This window comes from Allobosea sp. OK403, from assembly GCF_900113835.1.
GTDB lineage: Bacteria > Pseudomonadota > Alphaproteobacteria > Rhizobiales > Beijerinckiaceae > Allobosea.
Genome location: NZ_FOQV01000001.1, coordinates 185,258 through 205,820, shown reverse-complemented (window position 1 = coordinate 205,820; position 20,563 = coordinate 185,258). Strand labels below are relative to the sequence as shown.

The following is a 20,563-nucleotide window of genomic DNA, read 5'->3' as shown; positions in this document are numbered from 1 at the left end:
TAAATTGCCGGCAAATTAGCCCTTATTCGACATTGTTAGACCGCGATTTATTTCGATTCTGAGCATTCAAAGACATTTCAGGCAGGAGTGATTGCCATGGCAGCCGACCCGCGTATCGCGCTTTTCATCGACGGCGCCAATCTCTACGCGACCTCCAAGCAGCTCGGCTTCGACATGGATTATCGCCGCCTGCTCAAGGAGTTCCAGGGGCGCGGCAACCTGATCCGCGCCTTCTATTTCACCACGCTTGTGGAGAGCGAAGAGTATTCCTCGATCCGCCCGCTGGTCGACTGGCTCGACTACAATGGCTACCGCGTCATCACCAAGGCGGCCAAGGAATTCACCGACGCCACTGGCCGCCGCCGGGTGAAGGGCAATATGGACATCGAGCTGGCGATCGAGATGCTCGAGCTCGCGCCGCATCTCGACCAGATCTACCTCTTCTCGGGCGATGGCGATTTCCGCCCCCTGGTCGAGGCGGTGCAGCGCAAGGGCGTAAAGGTCTCCGTCGTCTCCACGATCGCGACCAACCCACCGATGGTCTCCGACGAACTGCGCCGGCAATGCGACGATTTCCTCGATCTCGCTCAATTGATGCAGAAGATTGGGCGCGACCCGTCGGAGCGCTCCGCGCGCGGGCCAAGCGCGCCTGGCACACCGGGAAACCCGGGCCTGGAGCGGCGCTACGGCATCCGCCAGGGCGACGAGGCCGTCGAGGGGTGAGCTGTTTCCGCCTGATGGCAGACGGTGGGCTTCCCCTCGCCTGCCGGTCTCGCTGGGAAACTCACCGTCATCCCGGACAAGCCGCGAAGCGGCGCTGATCCGGGATCCATCATAGGGCTCGACAGTGCTCTACGATGGATTCCGGGTCTCCGCTTCGCTGCGCCCGGAATGACGGCGCGGATGGCAGTTTTGATCGAGCAAGAATTCGGCTGCGCCTTCACCCGCCCGTCTTCATGATCCGGGCCTTGTCGCGGTTCCAGTCGCGGTTCTTTTCGGTCTCGCGCTTGTCGTGCAGCTTCTTGCCGCGCCCCAGGCCGAGCTCGACCTTCGCCCGGCCCTTCTCGTTGAAATAGACCTTCAGCGGAATCACCGTGTAGCCGTCGCGCTGGATGGCGCCCATCAGCTTGTTGATCTGGCGACGGTGCAGCAGGAGCTTCCGCGGCCGGCGGACATTATGGTTGAAGCGATTGGCTTCGAGATATTCCGGGATATGGGCGTTGAACAGGAAGAGCTCCGTGCCCATCGGCCCGGCATAGCTCTCACCGATCGTCGCCCTGCCGCCGCGCAGCGATTTGATCTCGGTGCCCTGCAGGGCGATGCCGGCCTCGAGCGTCTCGATGATCTCGTAATTATAGCGCGCCTTGCGGTTGTCGGCGGCGAGCTTGTAGCGATCAGGATCGGGCTTGTTCATGGGAACTCCGGCAGTGGGCAGTCGGCAGTGGGCAGTAGGGCCGCGCCCCTCGACTGCCTACTGCCGATTGCCCCTATCTGGGAAACTCCGGCAGTCGGCAGTAGGGTTCGCGAAGGCCCACGACTGCCTATTGCCCACTGCCGACTGCCCTACTTAAGCATTCAGGAGCCCGGCGAACACCATGGCGTCGCGAATGACCTTGCCCGTCGGGGCCGTCACCGGCAGCAGCGGCAGGCGCAGCTCTTCCTCGATGCGGCCGAGCAGCTTCAGCCCGTGCTTGGCGCCGGCCAGACCCGGTTCCTTGAAGACGGCGTCGTGCAGCGGCACGAGCCGGTCCTGGAGCTTCAGCGCACCGGCATAATCGCCCTTGAGCGCCGCCACCATCAGATCGGCGCAAAGCTTGGGCGCGACATTGGCGACGACCGAGATGCAGCCATGGCCGCCGGCCGCCATATAGGCCAGCGCCGTCATGTCCTCGCCCGAGAGCTGGATAAAGTCGGCCCCCATGGCGTGGCGCTGCTGCGAGACGCGGGCGAGATTGGCGGTAGCGTCCTTGACCCCGGCGATGTTCTTCAGCTCGTAGAGCCGCGTCATGGTCTCGACCGACATGTCGACCACCGAGCGCGGCGGGATGTTGTAGATGATGATCGGGATGCCGACCGCATCGTTCACCGCCTTGAAGTGCTGATACATGCCCTCCTGGGTCGGCTTGTTGTAATAGGGCGTCACCACCAGCACGGCATCGGCGCCGGCCTTCTCGGCATGGATGGCGAGGTCGATCGCCTCATGCGTGTTGTTGGATCCCGCGCCCGCGATCACCGGAACACGGCGCTTCGCTTGCGCGACCACGATCTCGACGACGCGCTTATGCTCGTCATGGGACAGCGTCGGGCTCTCGCCGGTGGTGCCAACGGGCACGAGGCCCGAGCTGCCGCTCTCGATTTGCCATTCGACCAGCGCGCGCAGCGCCTCCTCGTCGATCTTGCCGGCTTTGAACGGCGTCACCAGCGCGGGCAGCGAACCGGTGAAGGCAGTGTGCTTGGTCATGAGCGCGGCGTCCTGACGCGGAAGTCCAATCGAAGGGCCGCCAGACATAAACCCTCAGCCGCCGCAGGCAAAGCCGGCAACCCATCAAAAAGCGTGGTCCTCATGGTTAAGGCTTCATAAACCACCAGCGCCCACCATCGCAGGTCAAGCGCCCCTTCAAGGAGCCTGCGATGGCCTCGCCTCTCGCCTGCCAGCGCTCTGTCCGCAAGCGTCTGGCCTGGCTGATCCTTCCGGCCCTGTTCCCCGCGACGGTGGTGCTGGCCGGCGACGATGGCGAGCAGCGCGCGCAACAGCCGCGCCTGCTTGCAATCGATGTCGAGACCACGGCCGCGCTACCGCCCTACCCAGATGCGCAATTGCGGTTCGATCACGTCGCATTCGGACGTCTCCGTCCGAATGCGAAAAACGTGATCGATTCTATTAGTTTAGAACATTGCTCCCACGAAAAACCGGTACCCCCTTTTTCGTGCAATGCTCTAGAGGCCGGCGCCGGCCTGGATGCCGTGAAGGCGGCTGTCGCCGCCTATCGGCGCGGCGCACTGGCCGAGGGCGACGCGATCTCAGCCGCAATCGACGACAGCACGGCAAGGGCCCTGCTCGAATGGGTCGCGATCCGCTCAGGCGCCAACGCGATCCCGTTCTCGCGCCTCAACGCCTTTCTGCGGGCCTACCCCAACTATCCCGCCACGACGCAGTTCCGTCGCCGTGCCGAGGAGGCGCTGATCGCGGAGAAGAAGGACGCGGCCACGATCCGCGCCTTCTTCTATGCGCAGCGGCCGGTCGGGCCGGCCGGGCGCGTGGCGCTGGCGCTGGCGCTCAAGACGGAAGGGCGGATGGATGACGCGACCGCACTGATCCGCCAGGCCTGGCGGCAGGACCATCTCGGCCAGCCGCTGGAGACCCTGGTGCTCGCCGAATTCGGCGACATCCTCACCCGCGACGACCACAGGCTGCGCACCGAGCGCTATCTCTTCCGCGAGAACACCATGGCGGCGCTGCGCAATGCCGCCCGCGTATCGGCTGACTACGTCACGCTTGCCCGGGTCAGGCTTGCCAGCGCCCGCGAAAGGCGCCCGCTTTCGGCATCCCTGATCGCCTCCGTGCCTGCCTCGCTGAAGGGCGACATCTCGTTTGCCTTCCTGCAGGCGCAGCAGGCGAGACGAGCGGACAAGCCGGTCGAGGCCGCCAAGGCGCTCAGCCATGTTCCGCGCGACCCCAATCTGCTCGGCGATGGCGATGAATGGTGGACGGAGCGCCGCCTGATCGCGCGCAAGCTGCTCGACGCCGGTGATGCCGCAAAGGCTTACGAGGTCGTAGCCGGGCATGGTGCGGAAAGCACCGTCGCGCGCATCGACGCCGAATGGCATGCCGGCTTCATCGCCCTGCGCTTCCGCAACGATGCCGCGACTGCGCTGAAGCATTTCGTCGAGGCTGGCAAGCTGGCGGAGACGCCGATCTCGGTTGCGCGCGCCGCCTATTGGGAGGGCCGCGCCGCCGAGACGCTGGGCAAGGAGGAGCTATCGCGCATTGCCTATGAGCGCGCCGCCGAACACCCCATTGCCTATTACGGCCAGCTCGCCCGCGCCCGACTCGGCTTACCCGATCTGCCATTGCGTCGCTCGGCTTCAGCGGCGCTTGGCCTCCTGCCGGGGCATCAGGGCGTAGAATTGCTCTATCGGATCGGCGCGCGCGACCTCGCCACGATCATGCTCGGCGACCTCGCGCAACGGCTCTACACCACGCCCGCACTGGAGGCCGTGGCGGCGCTCGCCAGGCGCGAGGGCGATGCGCGGTCGCTGCTCGCGATCGGCAAGCAGGCCCTGCAGCGCGGCTTTCCGCTCGACGCAGCCGCGTTTCCGACCTTCGGCGTGCCGGATTTTCCGGTGCTGGGCGATCCGATGGAGCGCGCCATCGTCCACGCCATCGCCCGCCAGGAGAGCGCCTTCGACCCCGCGGCGGAATCGCAGGCCGGCGCGCGTGGATTGATGCAGATGATGCCCGCGACCGCGCGCGAAACGGCAAGGCGGGCCAACCTGCCCTTCGACTGGCCGCGCCTGGGGCGCGACGCGCTCTATTCGGCCCAGATGGGCGCGGCCCATCTCAATGACCTGCTCAAGGACTGGCGCGGCTCCTATATCCTGACCTTCGCGGCCTATAATGCCGGATCGGGCAATGTGAAGAAATGGATCGCCGCCTATGGTGATCCGCGCGATCCGGAGGTCGACGCCGTCGACTGGGTCGAGCGCATCCCGTTCCAGGAGACGCGCAACTATGTGCAGCGGGTGATGGAGAACCTGCAGGTCTACCGCCAGCGGCTCGACCAGCGCACCGCCTATCTGATCGATTACGACCTGAAGCGCGGCGGCAGGCGAAACGAGTAGCAGCTCCGCCTATACCCGCTTGCGTGCGATGCAGGCGCCCCAGAACAGGCTGGAGAAGAACCAGTTCGGCGCATCGAACCCCGCCTCGTCGAGCAGACCAGCGACTTCGGCCTCCGAGCGCGGCGGGTCAGCGCCCTGCAGGATCTTGCCGAGCTTCGCCTGGATCTCTTGGGGGGCTGCGCCAAACATGCGCCAGCGCTCGCCCCAGGCTGCCAGCAGGAGCGGCTCGCTCGCATAGGCATAGCGATTTCCCGCGAGGATCAAGGGCGCGCCCGGCTTCAGCCGCGCGGCGACAGCATCGAGGATATCGCGCTTGTTGGCATCGCCAGGCAAATGGTGCAGCACGCCGATCAGCGTGGCGGCGTCGAAGCGCGGCTCCAGAGGCAGATCCTCGACATAGCCGAGACGCATCTCGGTTCGCTCCAGAAGGTCGTGCTCGCGCAGCCTCGCAAACGCCAGGTCCAGCATGGGCTGCGACGGATCGACGGCGGTGAAGCGCCATTGCGGCTCCAGCACGCCGGCGGAAACGATCTCCTGCGCCCCGCCGCCTGCGCCCACGACCAGCACTTGCGCCGCCCTGCCCGGTCCCAGCGTCGCCGCGAGCATGCAGGCGGAGAGTTCATGGCAGGCGTCGTAGCCGGCCAGCGCGATGCGGCTCTGGACCTGATATTCAGCGGCCCGGCTGGGATCGAATTTTTGCGTCGATTCGGGCGGTGGCGTCGTCATCGTTTCGTCCGGCGGGTTGGAGCGGCACCCGGCATCGCGCGCTTGCCGAACCGGCGCAAGGCCGGCCGGCGCATGTCTCCCGAGCGTTTGAGCGAAAGGGAATCCGTGATTAGCTGGCGATGACCGGGCCCGCCTAACTGATCGACTATGACTTGAAGCGCGGCGGCAGGCGGGATTAAGTCGTTCGCTGCTTTCGCTTCCACCATCAGTGCGGGTCATCCCGGGCGACCGCAGGGAGACCCGGGATCCATGCCTGAACCTCTCCGAACCAGCGTTCCGGCATGGATCCCGGATCTCCGCTTCGCTGCGTCCGGGATGACGCGCGGGTTTTGGTCGACAGTAAGCTATCGTGGACTCCGCATGCCCACCGACACCGACTTCACCCCCCTCTTCATCAGCGCCCGCGACGGGCTCAAGCTGCATGCGCGCGATTATGGCCCCCTCGCCTCGCGAGCTTTGCCTGTGGTCTGCCTGCCGGGTTTTGCCCGCACCGCCGCCGATTTCCACGAGCTTGCGCTCGCTCTTTCGCAGGATGCGGAGAAGCCGCGACGGGTGCTGGCACTCGATTATCGCGGGCGTGGCCTGTCGGCTTACGACAAGAACTGGAAGAACTACGACATCCGGGTCGAGCTTGACGATCTGATGCAGGTGCTGACGGCCGCCGGCATCGAGAACGCCGTCTTCGTCGGGACCTCGCGCGGCGGGCTCCTGACCATGGCGCTGGCGGCGGCGCGGCCGACTGTGATCAAGGGCGCCGTGCTCAACGATGTCGGCCCGGTGATCGACGCGCGCGGCCTGCTCAGGATCCGGGGCTATGTCGGAAAGCTGCCGCTGCCGCGCAGCTTCAGCGAAGGAGCCGAAATCCTCAAGCGCCTCTCGGACCAGCAGTTTCCGCTCTTCGGCGAGGCGGAGTGGGAGATGATGGCGCGTCGAACCTGGACCGAGCGTGATGGCCGGCTCGTGCCCGACTACGACCCCAATCTGATGAAGGTCCTGGAGGAGCTCGATCTCGAAGCGCCGCTGCCGGTGCTGTGGAATTATTTCGCCGGGCTGAACGGCGTGCCACTGCTGGCGATCCGCGGCGAAAACTCGGATCTTCTGGCCGAGAAGACCCTCAAGGAGATGGGCGAACGCCATCCCGACTGCGAGATATTCGTCGCGCCGGGACAGGGCCATGCCCCGCTGCTCGGCCCCAGGGACATGGTTCGGCGGATCGGGAAACTGATCAACCGGGCCGAGCGGCTGGCGGCTTGAGCGAACCTCGCGGCAGAACCCTCTCCTGTAAGGAGAGGGCAGGGTGAGGTGTCGGCCGTTATCCGGAGGGGACGAGCCCTCACCGCCGCGCGCGATTGGCTTTGCGCTTTACTGGTCGAGGGGCCGACACCTCATCCCTGCCCTTCTCACTGAACTCGGGCTTGCCCGAGTTCAGCACTCAGAGTGTCGAAGTCGGGTAGACCCGACTTCGATGCAGGAGAAGGGTTCCCCGCGCCCATTTTGAATGGCGACGGAGCCTCGCGGATGCGGGTGGCGGCGAGCGAACGGAAGCCGTTGATATCGCTCGATGGATTTCAGAGAAGCCCCTGAGTGCGTCAGCTTCCCGGCGGCGTCCGCCCAGCCTTCACCGCCCGCGAATGCGCGGTCTCGCCGCCATGGCTGAGGATATCGGCATCCTCGCGCCAGTTCTCCGCGAGCCCCTTGCCCGGGACACCGGCGAAGGCCGAGATATAGCGCATCTCCGGATCGCGCAGCGCCGCGATCTGGTCGAAATGCCAGATGCCGAGACGGTTGAGATCAGCCGCAATGGCGGAGCCGATCCCCTTGATCAGCGTGAGATCATCGGCCTTGCCGTCGCGGGCTTGCGTCAGGAGGTTCTTCGGCCGCTCGCCCTCGAAGCTGTCATCGGATAGCGGCGCGACATTGCCCTGACCATGCGAACCGTCGTCGCGGGAGGAGGAGACCTCGCCTGCCTTCACCCGCTTGGCGAACGCGGTCTCGGCGCCCTGCGCCAACGCCTTGGCCTGCGCGACCCAATCCTCGCGCTCTATCCGGCCGGGAAAGGCGAGATAGCTGCCGACCCATTCGATGTTTCGCGCGCTCCAGGCGGCGATCTGGTCGAAATGCCAGATGCCGAGGCCGTGCAACCGCCCCTCATTCTGCCGGCCGATGCCCTTGATCAGTTTGAGGTCGTCGGGGCTTTCGTTGCGCGCGGCGGCGATGCCGGCGGGGCGCTCTCCGGGAATGGCGTCCTCGCCCTCGACCTTCGGCACACCCTTATTGGCCTCGCGGGTCGATTTGATGCCCGTCAGGACCGTCTTGCCATCGTCAGTCTTGCCATCGTCCGTCTTGCCATCATCGACAACCGATTTCGTGGGCAAGACAAGCGTCGCGTCGTCCGGCGTCGGCACGGGCGCGACATTCGCACCGCCGAGCTTGGGCATATCGACCTTGGGCATCTCGCCAAGATCGCGCGGGGTTGCCGCCACGGTAGCCCGCGGCTCCCGCGCCGAGCGCAGGACACTGGCAAGCACGCAGCCCGCGACATAGATCGCGATGAAGAGCAGCGCGCTTTCGAGCCACAGCGCCAGCACGCCGTTCAGCGTCTGCGACCAGGTCAAGGCGGCGACCACGAGCCAGACACCCAGGAGATAGCTCAGCTTGCGGTTCCAGAGCTTGCCACCGTCATAGCTGATCCAGCCCATGACGAGGCCGAGCGCGAAGGCCGCGAGCAGGAACCAGACGAATTGCGAGGCGAGATACAGCATGTCGGTGCCCTAGATCACGTCGCCTTCGGACGGAATCGTCCGAAGGCGAAAAACGTGATCGATTCCTGGAGTTTAGAGCATTGCTCTTGCGAAAAACCGGTACCCACTCTTTCGCGCAATGCTCTATCAGCCTCTACTTCGCGACCGTGAACTGAACACGCCGGTTCATCACCCGCGCATCCGCGGAGCCGTGCGGCACCAGCGGTCTTTCCGTGCCGAAGCCGGCAACAGTCAATTGAGCCGGGTCGATGCCGCGCCGGACAAGTTCGTCGCGCACGCGCAAGGCTCGGCGCTCGGACAGGTCGAGATTGTTGAAGCCTCGCCATTCGCCGTCCCTATTGGCGTGCCCCTCGATAACGACGCGCGAGGCCGGGCACTGCTTCAGGATGGCGAAGGCCTCTGCGATGACCCGCTCGGTCGTGGGATCGAGCAGGACCACCGCCGTGCCCTGGGCGAACAGCACGGTGTTGCGCTTGGTCAAGGCGTCCAGATCGTTCTGGCAGGTGTTGGGCGGGTCGATGACGCAGCCCGTCTGGCGCAAGCCGACGGAGGCGGAAACCTTGAGAGGCCCCTCCGCTGTGGCCGCGCTGGTTTCAACCTCGCTCTTTATCAGGTCGCGGCAGGTCAGACCCTGGATCACGGCGCCGTCTTCGCTGAGGCTGGCCGAGCCGAGATCGAGCCGCAGCAGGTTGACCAGCGCGACATGCGCCGCAGCGCTGAAGCCCGCGGGGGCGCCCGGCAGGAGCGTCGCCGAATCGCTGACCTTGCCGCGCAGCGACGACGCCTCGACCAGCGCCAGCAGATCCTCGCGGGCGTGCGCATCAGGCAGATATCCCGCGATTGAGACGCCGGACCTATCGACGGTGAGCCGCAAACCATAGGGCCGGACCGCAAAGGCGCCCGCAGCGGTCCCTGCCTTGAGGCTGAGGCCGGCCGGCATCGACTGCCGGGCCAGCGCCGCCTCCAGCGCGCGCAAGCCCGCCTCATCCGCGACCTCGCCGGACAAAGCGAGTTCCGAACGGTCGAGCGAAACCGTGCCGCGCGTCATATTGCCCAGAAGCTCGAAGGCGAAGCGCGTCGCGGACGCGTAGTCCGGCGTCGCCACGAGGTTGGGCTCCACTGTCGTGCGATCATCGAGCGAGCCCGCATTCGCCAGACCGGACGCCGTGCGCAAGGCCGCGCGGGCGGCCTCATCGCGCACCAGGCCGGTGACGACCAGGCCTTGCTCGGTCTTCTCAGCCTGCCAGCGCAATATGACGGGAGCCGAAGCCACCACGGCAGGCGCAGCGGTCGCAGGCTGGCTCGATCCTTGTCCCGCCCCTTGTGCCGTCCTTTGGTTGGCGTCGGCGGCCGAGCCTGCCGGCGCGTTTGCCGGCGGCGAGCTTGTCGCCCCGGGCGCCAGTGTGGGCTCGGCCGGAGCGGGAAGCGCCGGGACCGGAAGTGGCGCAGGCGGGCACGCGATCGTCGCCCTGGCGACGGAATCGGGCCCATCGAGCTGGGCGATGAGTAATCGCAAGGCCTGGCAGGCCTCGAAATTGTCGGGGCCCGCGCCGATCAATTCATACGCATCTCCAATGAGTTCGGCCTTTCCGTTACGCAGGCGGGCGAGATCGCCGATCGCGCGCGTCGCCTTGGCGAGAAACGCGGCAGGCGCGCCGAGCGCCGGCGAGGTCAGATCGTTGAGCGGCGTCGGCTCGGGAAAGTTGCGGCGCAGCAGCGCCTGGAGCTGACGCCGGATATCCTCGGACGGATAAGAACCGGTGACCGTCACGGAACCATCGGCCGCGTGTTCCGCGCTCCAGCGATAGGGCGTGATCACCGGCGGCTCGAGCGCGCAATCGACGGGCTGGAAACCACCCTTCGCCAGATTTGGTATGGCGTTCTTCAGCGCCAGGAAGGCGTCAGGCGTATCGGCACTGCCCTCGATGCAGAAGCGGCCATCATCCAGCGCGACCTTGCCGGAAGACAGCTTCGGCAATTCCGCAAGCATGGTCCTGGTCATGTCGGCAAAGCCGACCGGGGCGCCGAAGGCGAGGCTCTGGCGATCCTCGATCCGCAGGCCGGGCAGAGCAGCGCTGGCCGCCGCGACATTGGCCGTGGCCGTAGCTTCATCGGGCACGGAGCCGCTAAGCGTGACCAAGCCGCCCTGGCGCGTCGCCGACCAGCTATAAGGTCGCTGCGCCACAGCCTGCGACAAGCCGCCGAGCGCTCGGCGCACGCCGAATTCCGAACGAAGCTGGGCCATGGCCTTGGCTGCGCCATCGGCGGAGAGCGCCTCGCCGCCGATCGAGACGTCGCGGCCGACGACCTGGGCCACGATCGGCCGCGCGCCGGGCGCCTGCCCCGCCGCCGAAGTTGCGGCCAGCATCGCGCGGTTGCCGACATCGTGCTGAATGGCATCGTCGAGAGCGAGGTTGCCCATGCCCCAGAGCAAGGCGAGCGGCGCCAAACCCCAAAGCCAACGCAGCGGTTGCCCCATCCTCGAAATCCCCGCAGCCAGCTTGGACCAGCACGCCTCAGTTGCGCACGGTCACCTTGCCGTGAAGTCAGGCTGGATCACGGGGTTCTGTCAAGCATCTTGCCGTAACCCACGGTAGATCATGATCTTTCGCATTCGGACGCTTCCGTCTGAATGCGAAAGATCATGATCGCTCCTGGAGTTGAGAGCAGGATCAACGCGAAAAACCGGTGCCCACTTTTTCGATCCAGCTCTGGCAAACAAAAAAAGCCCCGGGTTTCCCCGGGGCTTCTCGACTAAGATCGGAGAGCCGATCAGAAGTCGCGCTGGATGCGCAGACGACCCTGGAAGGTGTCGTCGGACTTGATCGTGCGAGCCAGAGCCTGGTCCGCAGTGTAGGCGGTGACGCGCTGCTTCGCATCGATACGGGCGTAGAGAACTTCCACACCGATGTCGAGGCCGGCAACCGGCGACCAGATCAGGTTGGTGCCGACGCGGATTTCGCGCGGATCGAGACCCGAAACAGCCGCGCTGTAGTCCAGCTTGGAGTACGAACCATAGACACCCTGGCGGATCGTGGGGGTCCAGTAGTGCAGCAGACCTGCGGTCAGGGCGTAGCCCTTGGTCAGGTGAGCCTTGCCGATCGCGTCGAGCGCGACGTCAGAGTTGGAGATCGAGATGCGGCCAGCGCGGCTGGTCGAGCCCCAGGTCGAACCGGTGCCCACGCCGCCGTAGCCGAGGTAGGACAGGCCACCTTCAGCGTAAGCAGCCTGCAACCAGAGATAGTCGCCAGCGGCGAGCATCGGCAGGTTGATCTTGACGCCGCCCTGAACGGCGAAGCCGTACTGGTCGTCGTTCGACAGGTTGGTGCCGGAACCGAAGCCGGTGGTGCCGATCGGGCCAGTCGTGCCGCGCTGAAGAAGAGCGCCCGACAGCTGAGCGGAGCCCCAGCCCTGGGTGATGTTGATGTTACCAACAACGTCCGGGATGGTCTGGCCGCCGAGGGTCGCGGTCGAAACGCCGGCAATGTTGGTGGTGATGCCACCGACCTGCTCACGCTCCGAGCGATCTTCCAACGACACCGTCGCCGAGATGCCCGAACCGAAGGTCGCGGTGTAGGCGATCAGGTTCAGAGCCTGGTCCGAACCGCGGATGACGCCGAAGTTCAGGTCGTCAGCGTAGAAGTCGAAGAACGACTGAGCGCGACCAGCGGTGATCGGGCCGAACTGGACAAAGGCCTTGTCGAGGTTCCAGGTGAACTGGCCGTTGCCGGTACCGGGCACACCAGAAGCGCCGCCACGAGCAGCACCGGCGGACACGCCGTTGCCGTTGAAGGACTGGCCGTAGACGCCGTTCGAGTTGGTCATCTCGAAGCGGACGAAGGTGCGCAGCGTGCCATAGGCAGTCGCGGTGCGGGCGTCGATGTTGACACGACCGCGAGCGCGGAAGCCGTAGCCGTCCTGAGCACGCGTCCAACGCTCGGCAACGCCGTATTCAGCGCGAACACGACCACCGACGCGCAGGCAGGTTTCCGTGCCCGGGATGTAGAAGAAGCCCGCGCCGTAGGTGGAGCAGACACGAACGTATTCGACCGGAGCGGCCTTCCGCGAGGGAAGATCGGCGGCCTGAGCCCCGGCAACCGCGGCGATACCGGCGGCAGAACCGAGGAGGAGGCTCTTAACGAGCTTCATTGGTAACCTCCAAAATGAGTTTCGAGACCCTCGGGCTTCGGTTCGCCTTTTCGGCAGCAGGCCCCAGGAGACCCAACCGCCAGCTTACCTATTCCCGGCCTTTCGCCCGCGTCCCTGAACCATTCAGAGGCGAAGACGAAAAACAGCGACCGGGAATGTCCCGACGCAGGTTCACCATACGAATGCCGGATTGCCGATCAACCTCGATCACGCCGCCGAGAGGTCCGGGGGGGTGCTTTGGAACCCGGTGTTGCAGGAGCGCCACGCTTTGAGGGCCGAAATTTACCAGCTCTTAACCGCGCTCGCCCGGATCGGCCTTTCAGCGGGTCTTCGCGGGCAGAATCGCATTCCCGGTGGCGGCGAGGCCATTCGGGGAGGGCTGGCGGTGATTCCCGGTCGTGAGGGCCAGCGCCCTCTTCCCTTCTCCGCTGGAGTCTCGTTGGCCGAGACAGGCGCGGGGAACCCTCTCCCGGAGGGAGAGGGCAGGGTGAGGGGTCGGCCGTTTGAAGCTTCGGCTGAGGCCTCACCGCTGCTCTATCGTCATCAACTCACTTGCCGTGAGTTGATGACGGCAATGTCGTCAGGCAACTGGTCCAGGGGCCTACACCTCACCCCTGCCCCTCTCCTTACAGGAGAGGGGTTCCCCGCGCCCTCTCAGCCTCGTTCAGAGGAAGCTCGAAACCCGCCCGCCGCTCAATATTCCCATTCCGCCCCAACACCGACCGAGGCAGAGCCGTCCGCCCCGGTCTCGGCCTGGACCTTCAGGCGGCGGGTGACGTCGATTCCGATCGAGACGCCGCTATCCTCGGGCTTGGCGCCGGCCTTCACGCCGATCGAGACGTTGTTGCCGATATAGCGGGAGGCGCCCACCGTCGGCCCGCCTGCCCCGACCTGGATGTCGAGATTGTCGACGCCGAGCGATTTGCGCAGCCGCTCGAAGGAATCGTCGCCGCCGCCTCCGGCGAACTGGGCGGCCGTCTGCGCAAGCTGCAGCGCCTGGAAGGCAGAGAGCGAGCCCGAGGCGCGGGCGAACAGGATGCGCGACAAAACCTCGTCCTGCGGCAGCTCGGGCTGCGAGGTGAAGGCGAAGGCCGGCTGGTCGGCCGGGCCCGTGATCAGGATCTTGGCCGTGACGTCCGATGCGCGCGTCTCGGCGACGAAATCGAGATCGGGAATCGTGCCGCCGGTGAAGCTCAAGCGGCCACGGCTGAAATCAAGGCGCTGGCTCAGCACGCTCAAGCGGCCGCGCCTGAGATCGAAGCCGCCATCGAGCGCGGGAGCGGCCAGCGAGCCACCGACGCGAATCTCTCCGCCGAGTTCGGCGTCGATGCCGCGCCCCCGGATGAAGACGCGATTCGGCGCAGAGACGACGAGCGCCAGCGCAGCGTCAAAAGCGGGCGCCGGCCGGCCCCTGCCCTTCGCGGAGGGCCGTGCCTTGCGGGCAGCTGTTAGGCGCGCGGCCGCCGTGCCCGTCGCCTTGATGTGCTTGATGCCGTCCACCGGCCGCAGCGAGGCCGGCAACCGATCCGGCACCGCGACATCGAGCGAGACGACATCGACCCGCCCACCGATGCGCGGGCGCTGCGCCAGCGGCCCCGCGATATCGAGACCGAGATCGGCGACGACTGTCACGATACCATTGGCGACGAGCTGGGCGCGCTGGCCCTGGATGCGCAATTGGCCGGGAAAGCCGGCCGCCGGATCGAGCCTGACCTGCCCGCTGGCCGAGAGCGTGCCGCCATTGGCGGTACCGGCGACGGCGCGCTCGATCGTCAGGTTCTCGCCGGCCGCCACGATGCGCGCTTCGATCCCGGTCAGGCGCATGCCCTGCAAGGCGTCGGTGAAGCTGCCCTTGGCAAAGGTCGCCGTGCCGCTGAGGCGCGGGGCCGCGGCCGTCCCGGCGGCGCGCATGTCGAGCATCATCGCCCCCGTCAGCCTCTGGCCCTGCGCTGCAATCATCGGATTGGCGAGCGCGGCATCGACCGTGCCCTGCGCCGCGAGATCGAGCGCACCAGTGCTACCTAGCGGCGCGGAGCCGCGCAGGCTCAGATTCGCGAGCTTTCCGGCGTTCAGCGCCGCATTGACGCTGGTGTGATTGCCATCGAGCTGGCCATTGCCGTCGATCGCGATCGGCGGCAGGCCGGCACTGCGGGTTTCCGGCGTCGCCAATCCCGCGATGCGCAGCTGCCAGGGGCCTGCCAGCGCACCCGGCCGGCCCTTCACCTGTGCCTGCGCATTGAGCGTTCCCGCCAGATCCAGATTGGGAGCAGCGATGCGGGCGGCCGAAAGCGGCACGTCGCGGGCGGTGAGGCGCAGGTCGAGCGTCTCGCCGGCGCGCCCATCCAGCGTCAGGCGGCCGCGATCGATCGCCAGCGCCAGGCCGGCGATCTCGACGCCGCCGGCCGGGAAGCTGAGCGTGGCCGGCTGGCTGAGCGCGATGCGCCGCCCGTCGCGGCGCGCCTCAAAAGAGGCCAGTTCCAATCGCAGCGGCTCGACTGGGACGAGCCGGCCCGCCCCGTTCAGAGAAAAGCCGCGTGCAGCGGCGCTCAAGGTGAAGGCACTGGCCTCGGGCGCGCCCTTCGAATCGAAGCGGATCGAGCTCACCGGCTCGCCGGCCAGGACAGCCCTGTCGATCGCAAGCGCGGCATCGAGCTGCGGTTTGCCGAACACGTCACGGGCCGCAGCCGTCGCATCGAGCTTGTCGATCAGGAGCGAAGGGCCGGCGAGCTTCGCTGCCCGCGCGGTCAGATCGAGATTCTGCCGACCCTCGACCACCGCCAGCGCGATATCGGCGTCGAGCTGGCCGCCGAGCTTGGTCAGGGCCAGCGCCGAGAGATCGTCGAGATTGCGCGCAGCGAGCGTCAACCGGCCGGCGGCGCGGCTGGCGGGATCGAGCGTCAGCGCGCCGTTCAGCCTGACCGAGCCGATGCCGAGATCGAGGCTCGAGAGGTTCCAGCCATCGCCGGGCGTACGCGCCAGCCGGACGCGGCCGGTGGCGGGCTTGGCGTCGACTTCGCCATCGAGCGCGAGCGTCGTGTCGAGCGCGCCTTGCAGATCGCGGATCGTGGCGTCGATCACCAGGCGCGGGATCGGCCGGGCGAGCGCGCTGGCGTTGGTGACGGCGATGCGGGCCGTGGCGTCGAGCTTGTCGAGCGAGCCGGTCAGTTGCGCTGTCGCCTCGCCGCGACCGGACAGACGCGGATCGGCGCGCTTCAGATCGGGCAGCGCCAGGGCAACGCGCAGATCCGAGCGCTCGCGCCCGACCCCGCCATCGGCGGTCAGGGCTGCATGCTGCCCGGTGACGCGCAGGCCCGTAACCGTGACATCGGAGGCGAGCGCCCTGATCTGGCCGGCCAACGCCAGATTGCCGGCCAGCAGGCGGTCGAGCACGGCCTCGCCCGTGGCGAGCTCAGCGGCACGCCCGTTCAGCACCACGCCATAGGCGTTTGTGCGCGGCGTCGCGTCGAGATCGGCCGTGACATCGGCGCGGCCCGCCAATGCCCGCCCGGCAAAGCCGCTCAGCCGCGACAAATCGGGCAGGAGCAGCTTTGCTTGGCCGAGCATGCGGGCCTGGCCGAGCTTGCCCTTGTAATCGACCTCGACGCCCGACATGGCCAAGCGCAATGTCTCGAAATCGGCGGTCGCATCGTCATTACTGGCGCCGCGCAAGCTGAAAACGACGCGCTCGCCGACGATGCGCGCAAGCTTGGGGTCGGCCAGCGCGACGCCCGTCGCCTCGCCATCGGAGACCAGCGCTATCCTCGTTCCCGCCTCGCCGATCGTGCCGGTCGGTGTCGCGGTGAAGCGGGCGGCGAGCTTGCCGAGCGTCCCCGTCGGGAGCTTGGCGTCCTGCGCATCCAATGTCGCGACGATGCGCGGGCCCGCGACCGGGCCGTTAACCGTCGCCTCGAAAGCGAGCTTGCCGATCTCGGCGCCCGAGGACACCGTGCGGCTACCGGCATTGGGGCGGGCAGTGGCGGTGAGGCGCAGATCGACCGTCCGGTCGGGAGCATAGCGCCCGAGCACATCGAGCCGGGCGAGCGCCGAGACCAGCGCCAGATTGCGGATATCGACGCCGCCATCGTCGCTGAAGCCGACCGCACCATCGAGCCGCGTCGAGCCGGCGAAGACCGGCGCGGCTGGAGCCGGCATCAGCCCCTCGATGCGCGCATCGAGCGCCAGGGTGAGGTCACGCTCCGCGCCGACGCGGGCAAGATTGGCCGAGCCTTGCGCACCGATGGTCTCGCCGGCGGTGAAGACTAGGTTGGAGCGGAAGGCGTCGAGCGGGCCATCGCCATTGAGGTCGAGCTTGACCGGCGGCTGGCCCGGCAGCCCCGCGACATGGGCGATCAGCCCGCCCTCCGGCTCGTCGATCTTCGCCGCGAGCTGGAGGCGGGTCGATTGCGGGATGAAGCCGAGCCGCACGGTGAACTCGCCAGCCCGGTCGAGCCGGCGCGCCTCGAGCCTGAGATCGAGCCCCTCCGCCGGCGCGCCCAGCGTCGCCGAGCCGGTCGCGCCCAGGCGCGCCGCCGTGCCGAGGACCGGCTCGCCAAGCGAAAGTTCGCCGAGTTGAAAAGCGGTAATGATCACCTTGAGCGGCAGTTCCGGCAGAATCGGCTGATCGTTGGCGGGCGCCGCTCCCGGCTGCGGCACGGGCTTGCGCAGGATCTCGAGCTTGCCGATCTCGAGCCGGTTCACCTCTAGCCGCCTCAGAAGCAGCGCCGTGCGGGTCCAGATCAAGCGGGCACGGTCGAGCCGGAGCCAGGGGCCGTCACGATCGGACAGCACGATGTCGCGGATCGTGACGTCGGAAGACAGCGCGCCGTCGACCGCACCGATCGAGACCTGGCTGGTGTCGCTCGACAGCGCTCGCGAGATCAGGTCGGCGACGACGCCGCGATCGCTCTGGGCGTTCTGGGCGAAGCCGGCGAAATGGGCCGAGGCGAGCAGGACCACGCCAAGGACGAGGGCCGAGAGCGCCAGGCGCGGAAGGGTCAGGAGGCGCGCCATCAGAAGGCCTGCCCGATGCTGATATAGACCGCGACCGGCTTGTCGCCCTTGCGCGGGTTGAGGGGGGCTGCGACGTCGAGCCTGATCGGGCCGATCGGCGTGTAATAACGCAGGCCGAGGCCAGCCGAATATTGCAGCTCCTGCTTGAAGTTCGGGAGGCTGGATTCGAAGGCCATGCCAGCGTCGAAGAAGGGTACCAGGCCGATCGTGTCGGTGACCTTGATGCGGGCCTCGACCGAGGCCTCGAAAAGGCTGCGCCCGCCGGTCAATTGCCCGAGCGGCCCGAGCGGCGAGAGCGAGCGATAGGCATAGCCGCGCACCGAGCCGCCGCCGCCGGCATAGAAGCGCCGCGTCGCGGGAATCTCGTCGAGCTTCTCGCCGGCGATCGAGCCCAGGCCGACGCGGCCGGCGAGCACATAGCGTGCATCCTCGTCGAGCGCGTAATAGCCGGAGACCGCCGCCTTCGACTGCACGACATTGACGGTGGAGCCGAGGAAGCTCGGATAGGGCGTGACCGAGGCGGTGGCGCGGATGCCGCGCGTCGCATCGAGCAGGCTGTCGGTCGAATCGTATTTCACCGAGAGCGGAAGGCCGACCAGCGTGTAGTCGACCTGCCCCAGCACATCGCTGGTCTGGCCGCGCTCGACCTCCAGCCCGGCCTGGACCGAGAAGGTGTCGCTGAAGCGCTGGCGGATCGCCGTCGTCACATTGGCGTAGCGGGCGGTATAGCCGCCATAGCGGTTGGTGCCGACGCGCTCGCGAGCGCCGGTGCCGTCGACGAGCCAGTCATAGCGCGTGCCCCACAGCGCCGGCTTCATGAAGCTGACCGCGAAACGCCCACCGAGATCGGAGCGCTCGAAATCGCCGAAGCTGCTGATCTTGGTGCCGTCGATGCGCGGCGCCAGAAAGATATCGCCTTCGAGGCGCAGCCGCTCCGCCCCGCCGAACAGGTTGCGATGCTCCCAATAGGTCTTCACCGCCGGGCCATCGATGGTGGAATAGCGAGCGGAGAAGCCGATCAAGCGTTTGGGCCGCTCGGTGACATCGACGAAAACAGGCAGATTGCCGGTGGCATCGAGCTTGTCCGCCTCGCGGATGCGCACCGAGCCGATGGCGGGAATTGTCGCGACTGATTTGCGCGTATCCGCCAGCGCCTTGGGCGAATAGGGGTCGCCGGGTTCGAGATAGATGAAGGAGCGCACCACGGCGGGCGGGATATCCCCCGTCTCGCCGATCGTGACGGCACCGAAGCCAGCAAGCGGGCCGGGCTCGACGACATAGGTCACATCCATGATACGCGCGGCATGGTCGACCACGGGCCGCATCTCGACCACCTTGGCGAGCGGGCGCGACTGGTTGCGCAGATGGTCGACGAGCGCGGCCTGCGCCGCGCGCAGCGCGCCCGAGGTCGCGGCATCGCCGGGCTTGAGCTTGGAGACCTTGGTCGGGTCGGCGATGACCGGCGTGCCCTCCCCGCGCTCGACGACGGCGATATTGCGCAGGCCGAAGACCGGGCCGGGCTGGACACGGACCGAGATCGGGACCGGTTCGCGATTGCGATGCGCCTCGGCGGCGCGCACCAGGGCCGCGCCGGGCTCCACGCCCGGCTTCAGCGCGACGCCGTCGACGGCGATCGTGAGCTCGGCGTTGAAATAGCCCTGCGACCAGAGCGCATCGACCAGTGGGTTGAGATCGGCGGCCATGCGCCGCGCCAAAGTCTCACCATCAGGCGGCGCGTCCTGGCGCAAGCGATAAAGCAGCGAGGCGTCCTGCAGGGTGCGCGTCAGTGCCTTGGCGTCAGCGGCATCCCCAAGATCGAAGCTGAGCTGATAGGGCAGCGTGCTCGTGCTGACCGCTGGAGGCTGCTCCTTGGAACCGAACAGGCCGAAGACGTCCAGCGACGAGACATCGAAAGCTTCAGCCGGCGTCGGCTGTCCACCAAGCATCGCGGCGAAAGCACAGACGCCTCCACCCGCGACATTGCGGGACATTCTCCGCCACAACCGCATCCGCCCTCCGAACGACGCCACCAACACGCAACGAATAAGGTCGAACTGTGTTCCGAACATGATGGAAACATTGCCGATGATCTGGTGCTCATCGGCAATGTCCTGAGTTTAAAGCCTAACGCAGCTCAGAGATCCTAACGCAGCGTCAGAGATACTGCCGCCAGCGGGCTCAACTTCGTCACGATCTCGCCTTTTCCGGGCGAGAGCACGCCGCCGCAGAGGCTACCGGTGGTGACGATCTGGCCGGTGCGCAAACCGCCCAGGACATCCTGCTTGCGGTTGGCCCAGGCGAGGAAGGGCGCCATCGGATCGCCATTCGCATGCACCGCCGGCTTGTCATAGATCGTGACGCCGTTGAGCGAGATGAAGCAGCCGAGCGCGGTCGGGTCGTCGAGCGTCTTGATGTCGAGCTCGGGGCCGATCAGATAACCGCCATGGCCGAGCGCATCGGCCAGCCAGAGTGCGAAGGGAACACCCGTCCAGTTGGCGAGGCGGCTCTCGACGATCTCGATGCCGAGATAGGCCTTGTCGCAATGGCCGAGCAGTTCGGCGCGCGAATAGGGCTGGTTCGGGCGGAACGGCACGTCGCTGGTGAGCCGCAGGGCGATCTCGATCTCGACGCGCAATTCGGCGCCGATCGCGCCCTCATAGACGTCGCCGGGCTTGAGATAAGGGCCAGGCATAATGCCCGCGACCGGCAGGCCGTCCTCGGCGATGGCAACCTTCCAGCCGGCTTCCGGCTGCTTCAGCAGCTTGGCGATCTCGGCCTGCACGCCCAACCCTTCGCTGAACGAGGCCGGCACGGGCTGGCTCGCCATCTCGATCAGGCTCTTGCCACGGCGGGCGGCGACCAGCGCATCGCGCAAGGTTTCGGTCGTGGTCGGCATTGCGTCTCTTCCCTGTCGGCGTCTTGACGATCATGTCTCGCCCATGGTGCACGGGCGGCAGCGCGCTTGCCAAGCTGCTACAGCAGCAGGAGCCCCCTGGACAACCCGCATGGCGGCATCACCCTCCTGCCATGTGCTGACGGACCGCCATGGCGGTGCTGATCTCCGCTCTGCCAAA

The 20,563-nt window shown here is 66.9% G+C and carries 12 protein-coding genes; 3 read left to right on the top strand and 9 right to left on the bottom strand.

Annotated features, from left to right (window positions below):
• The first annotated feature begins 96 nt into the window (after positions 1–96).
• Positions 97–723, top strand: a complete 627-nt coding sequence (locus BMZ97_RS00850) for a LabA-like NYN domain-containing protein (protein ID WP_092164490.1) — start codon at positions 97–99, stop codon at positions 721–723.
• 217 nt (positions 724–940) lie between these two features.
• Here BMZ97_RS00850 and smpB read toward each other — a convergent pair whose 3' ends face one another.
• On the bottom strand, positions 941–1,414 hold the full coding sequence (gene smpB / locus BMZ97_RS00845) for an SsrA-binding protein SmpB (RefSeq protein ID WP_092164489.1): 474 nt from the start codon (positions 1,412–1,414) through the stop codon (positions 941–943).
• 153 nt (positions 1,415–1,567) lie between these two features.
• Positions 1,568–2,461, bottom strand: coding sequence for a 4-hydroxy-tetrahydrodipicolinate synthase (dapA, locus tag BMZ97_RS00840; protein WP_092164488.1), 894 nt, complete (start codon positions 2,459–2,461; stop codon positions 1,568–1,570).
• A 503-nt stretch (positions 2,462–2,964) separates the two neighbouring features.
• Here dapA and BMZ97_RS00835 point away from each other — a divergent pair.
• The gene (locus tag BMZ97_RS00835) at positions 2,965–4,842 is read left to right on the top strand and encodes a lytic transglycosylase domain-containing protein (protein WP_175525384.1); all 1,878 of its coding nucleotides are present in this window, start codon (positions 2,965–2,967) and stop codon (positions 4,840–4,842) included.
• Between the two features lie 9 nt (positions 4,843–4,851).
• Here the strand turns inward: BMZ97_RS00835 and BMZ97_RS00830 are convergent, their stop codons facing one another.
• The gene (locus BMZ97_RS00830) at positions 4,852–5,568 is read right to left on the bottom strand and encodes a class I SAM-dependent methyltransferase (protein WP_092164486.1); all 717 of its coding nucleotides are present in this window, start codon (positions 5,566–5,568) and stop codon (positions 4,852–4,854) included.
• Positions 5,569–5,928: 360 nt separating this feature from the next.
• On the opposite strand from BMZ97_RS00830, the gene BMZ97_RS00825 reads away from it, so the two are divergent.
• Positions 5,929–6,822 carry an alpha/beta fold hydrolase gene (locus BMZ97_RS00825; RefSeq protein ID WP_092164484.1) on the top strand — a complete coding sequence of 298 codons (894 nt, stop codon included), beginning with the start codon at positions 5,929–5,931 and terminating at the stop codon, positions 6,820–6,822.
• 335 nt (positions 6,823–7,157) lie between these two features.
• Here the strand turns inward: BMZ97_RS00825 and BMZ97_RS31805 are convergent, their stop codons facing one another.
• From BMZ97_RS31805 to BMZ97_RS00795, 6 genes are all read right to left on the bottom strand, one after another.
• Positions 7,158–8,330, bottom strand: a complete 1,173-nt coding sequence (locus BMZ97_RS31805; protein WP_092164482.1) for a hypothetical protein — start codon at positions 8,328–8,330, stop codon at positions 7,158–7,160.
• Positions 8,331–8,463: 133 nt separating this feature from the next.
• A complete protein-coding gene (locus BMZ97_RS00815; protein ID WP_092164480.1) occupies positions 8,464–10,809 on the bottom strand; it encodes an OmpA family protein in 2,346 nt (781 codons plus the stop codon).
• Between the two features lie 293 nt (positions 10,810–11,102).
• The gene (locus BMZ97_RS00810; protein WP_092164471.1) at positions 11,103–12,479 is read right to left on the bottom strand and encodes a porin; all 1,377 of its coding nucleotides are present in this window, start codon (positions 12,477–12,479) and stop codon (positions 11,103–11,105) included.
• Between the two features lie 693 nt (positions 12,480–13,172).
• On the bottom strand, positions 13,173–17,489 hold the full coding sequence (locus tag BMZ97_RS00805; RefSeq protein ID WP_092164469.1) for a translocation/assembly module TamB domain-containing protein: 4,317 nt from the start codon (positions 17,487–17,489) through the stop codon (positions 13,173–13,175).
• Positions 17,489–19,480 (bottom strand): autotransporter assembly complex protein TamA, encoded by a 1,992-nt coding sequence (locus BMZ97_RS00800; protein ID WP_244546180.1) that lies wholly within the window; start codon positions 19,478–19,480, stop codon positions 17,489–17,491. Before BMZ97_RS00800 ends, BMZ97_RS00805 begins: the two co-directional genes overlap by 1 nt.
• A 152-nt stretch (positions 19,481–19,632) precedes the next feature.
• Entirely contained in the window at positions 19,633–20,385 is a 753-nt protein-coding gene (locus BMZ97_RS00795; RefSeq protein WP_092164462.1) for a hypothetical protein, read from the bottom strand.
• Positions 20,386–20,563 lie beyond the last annotated feature (178 nt).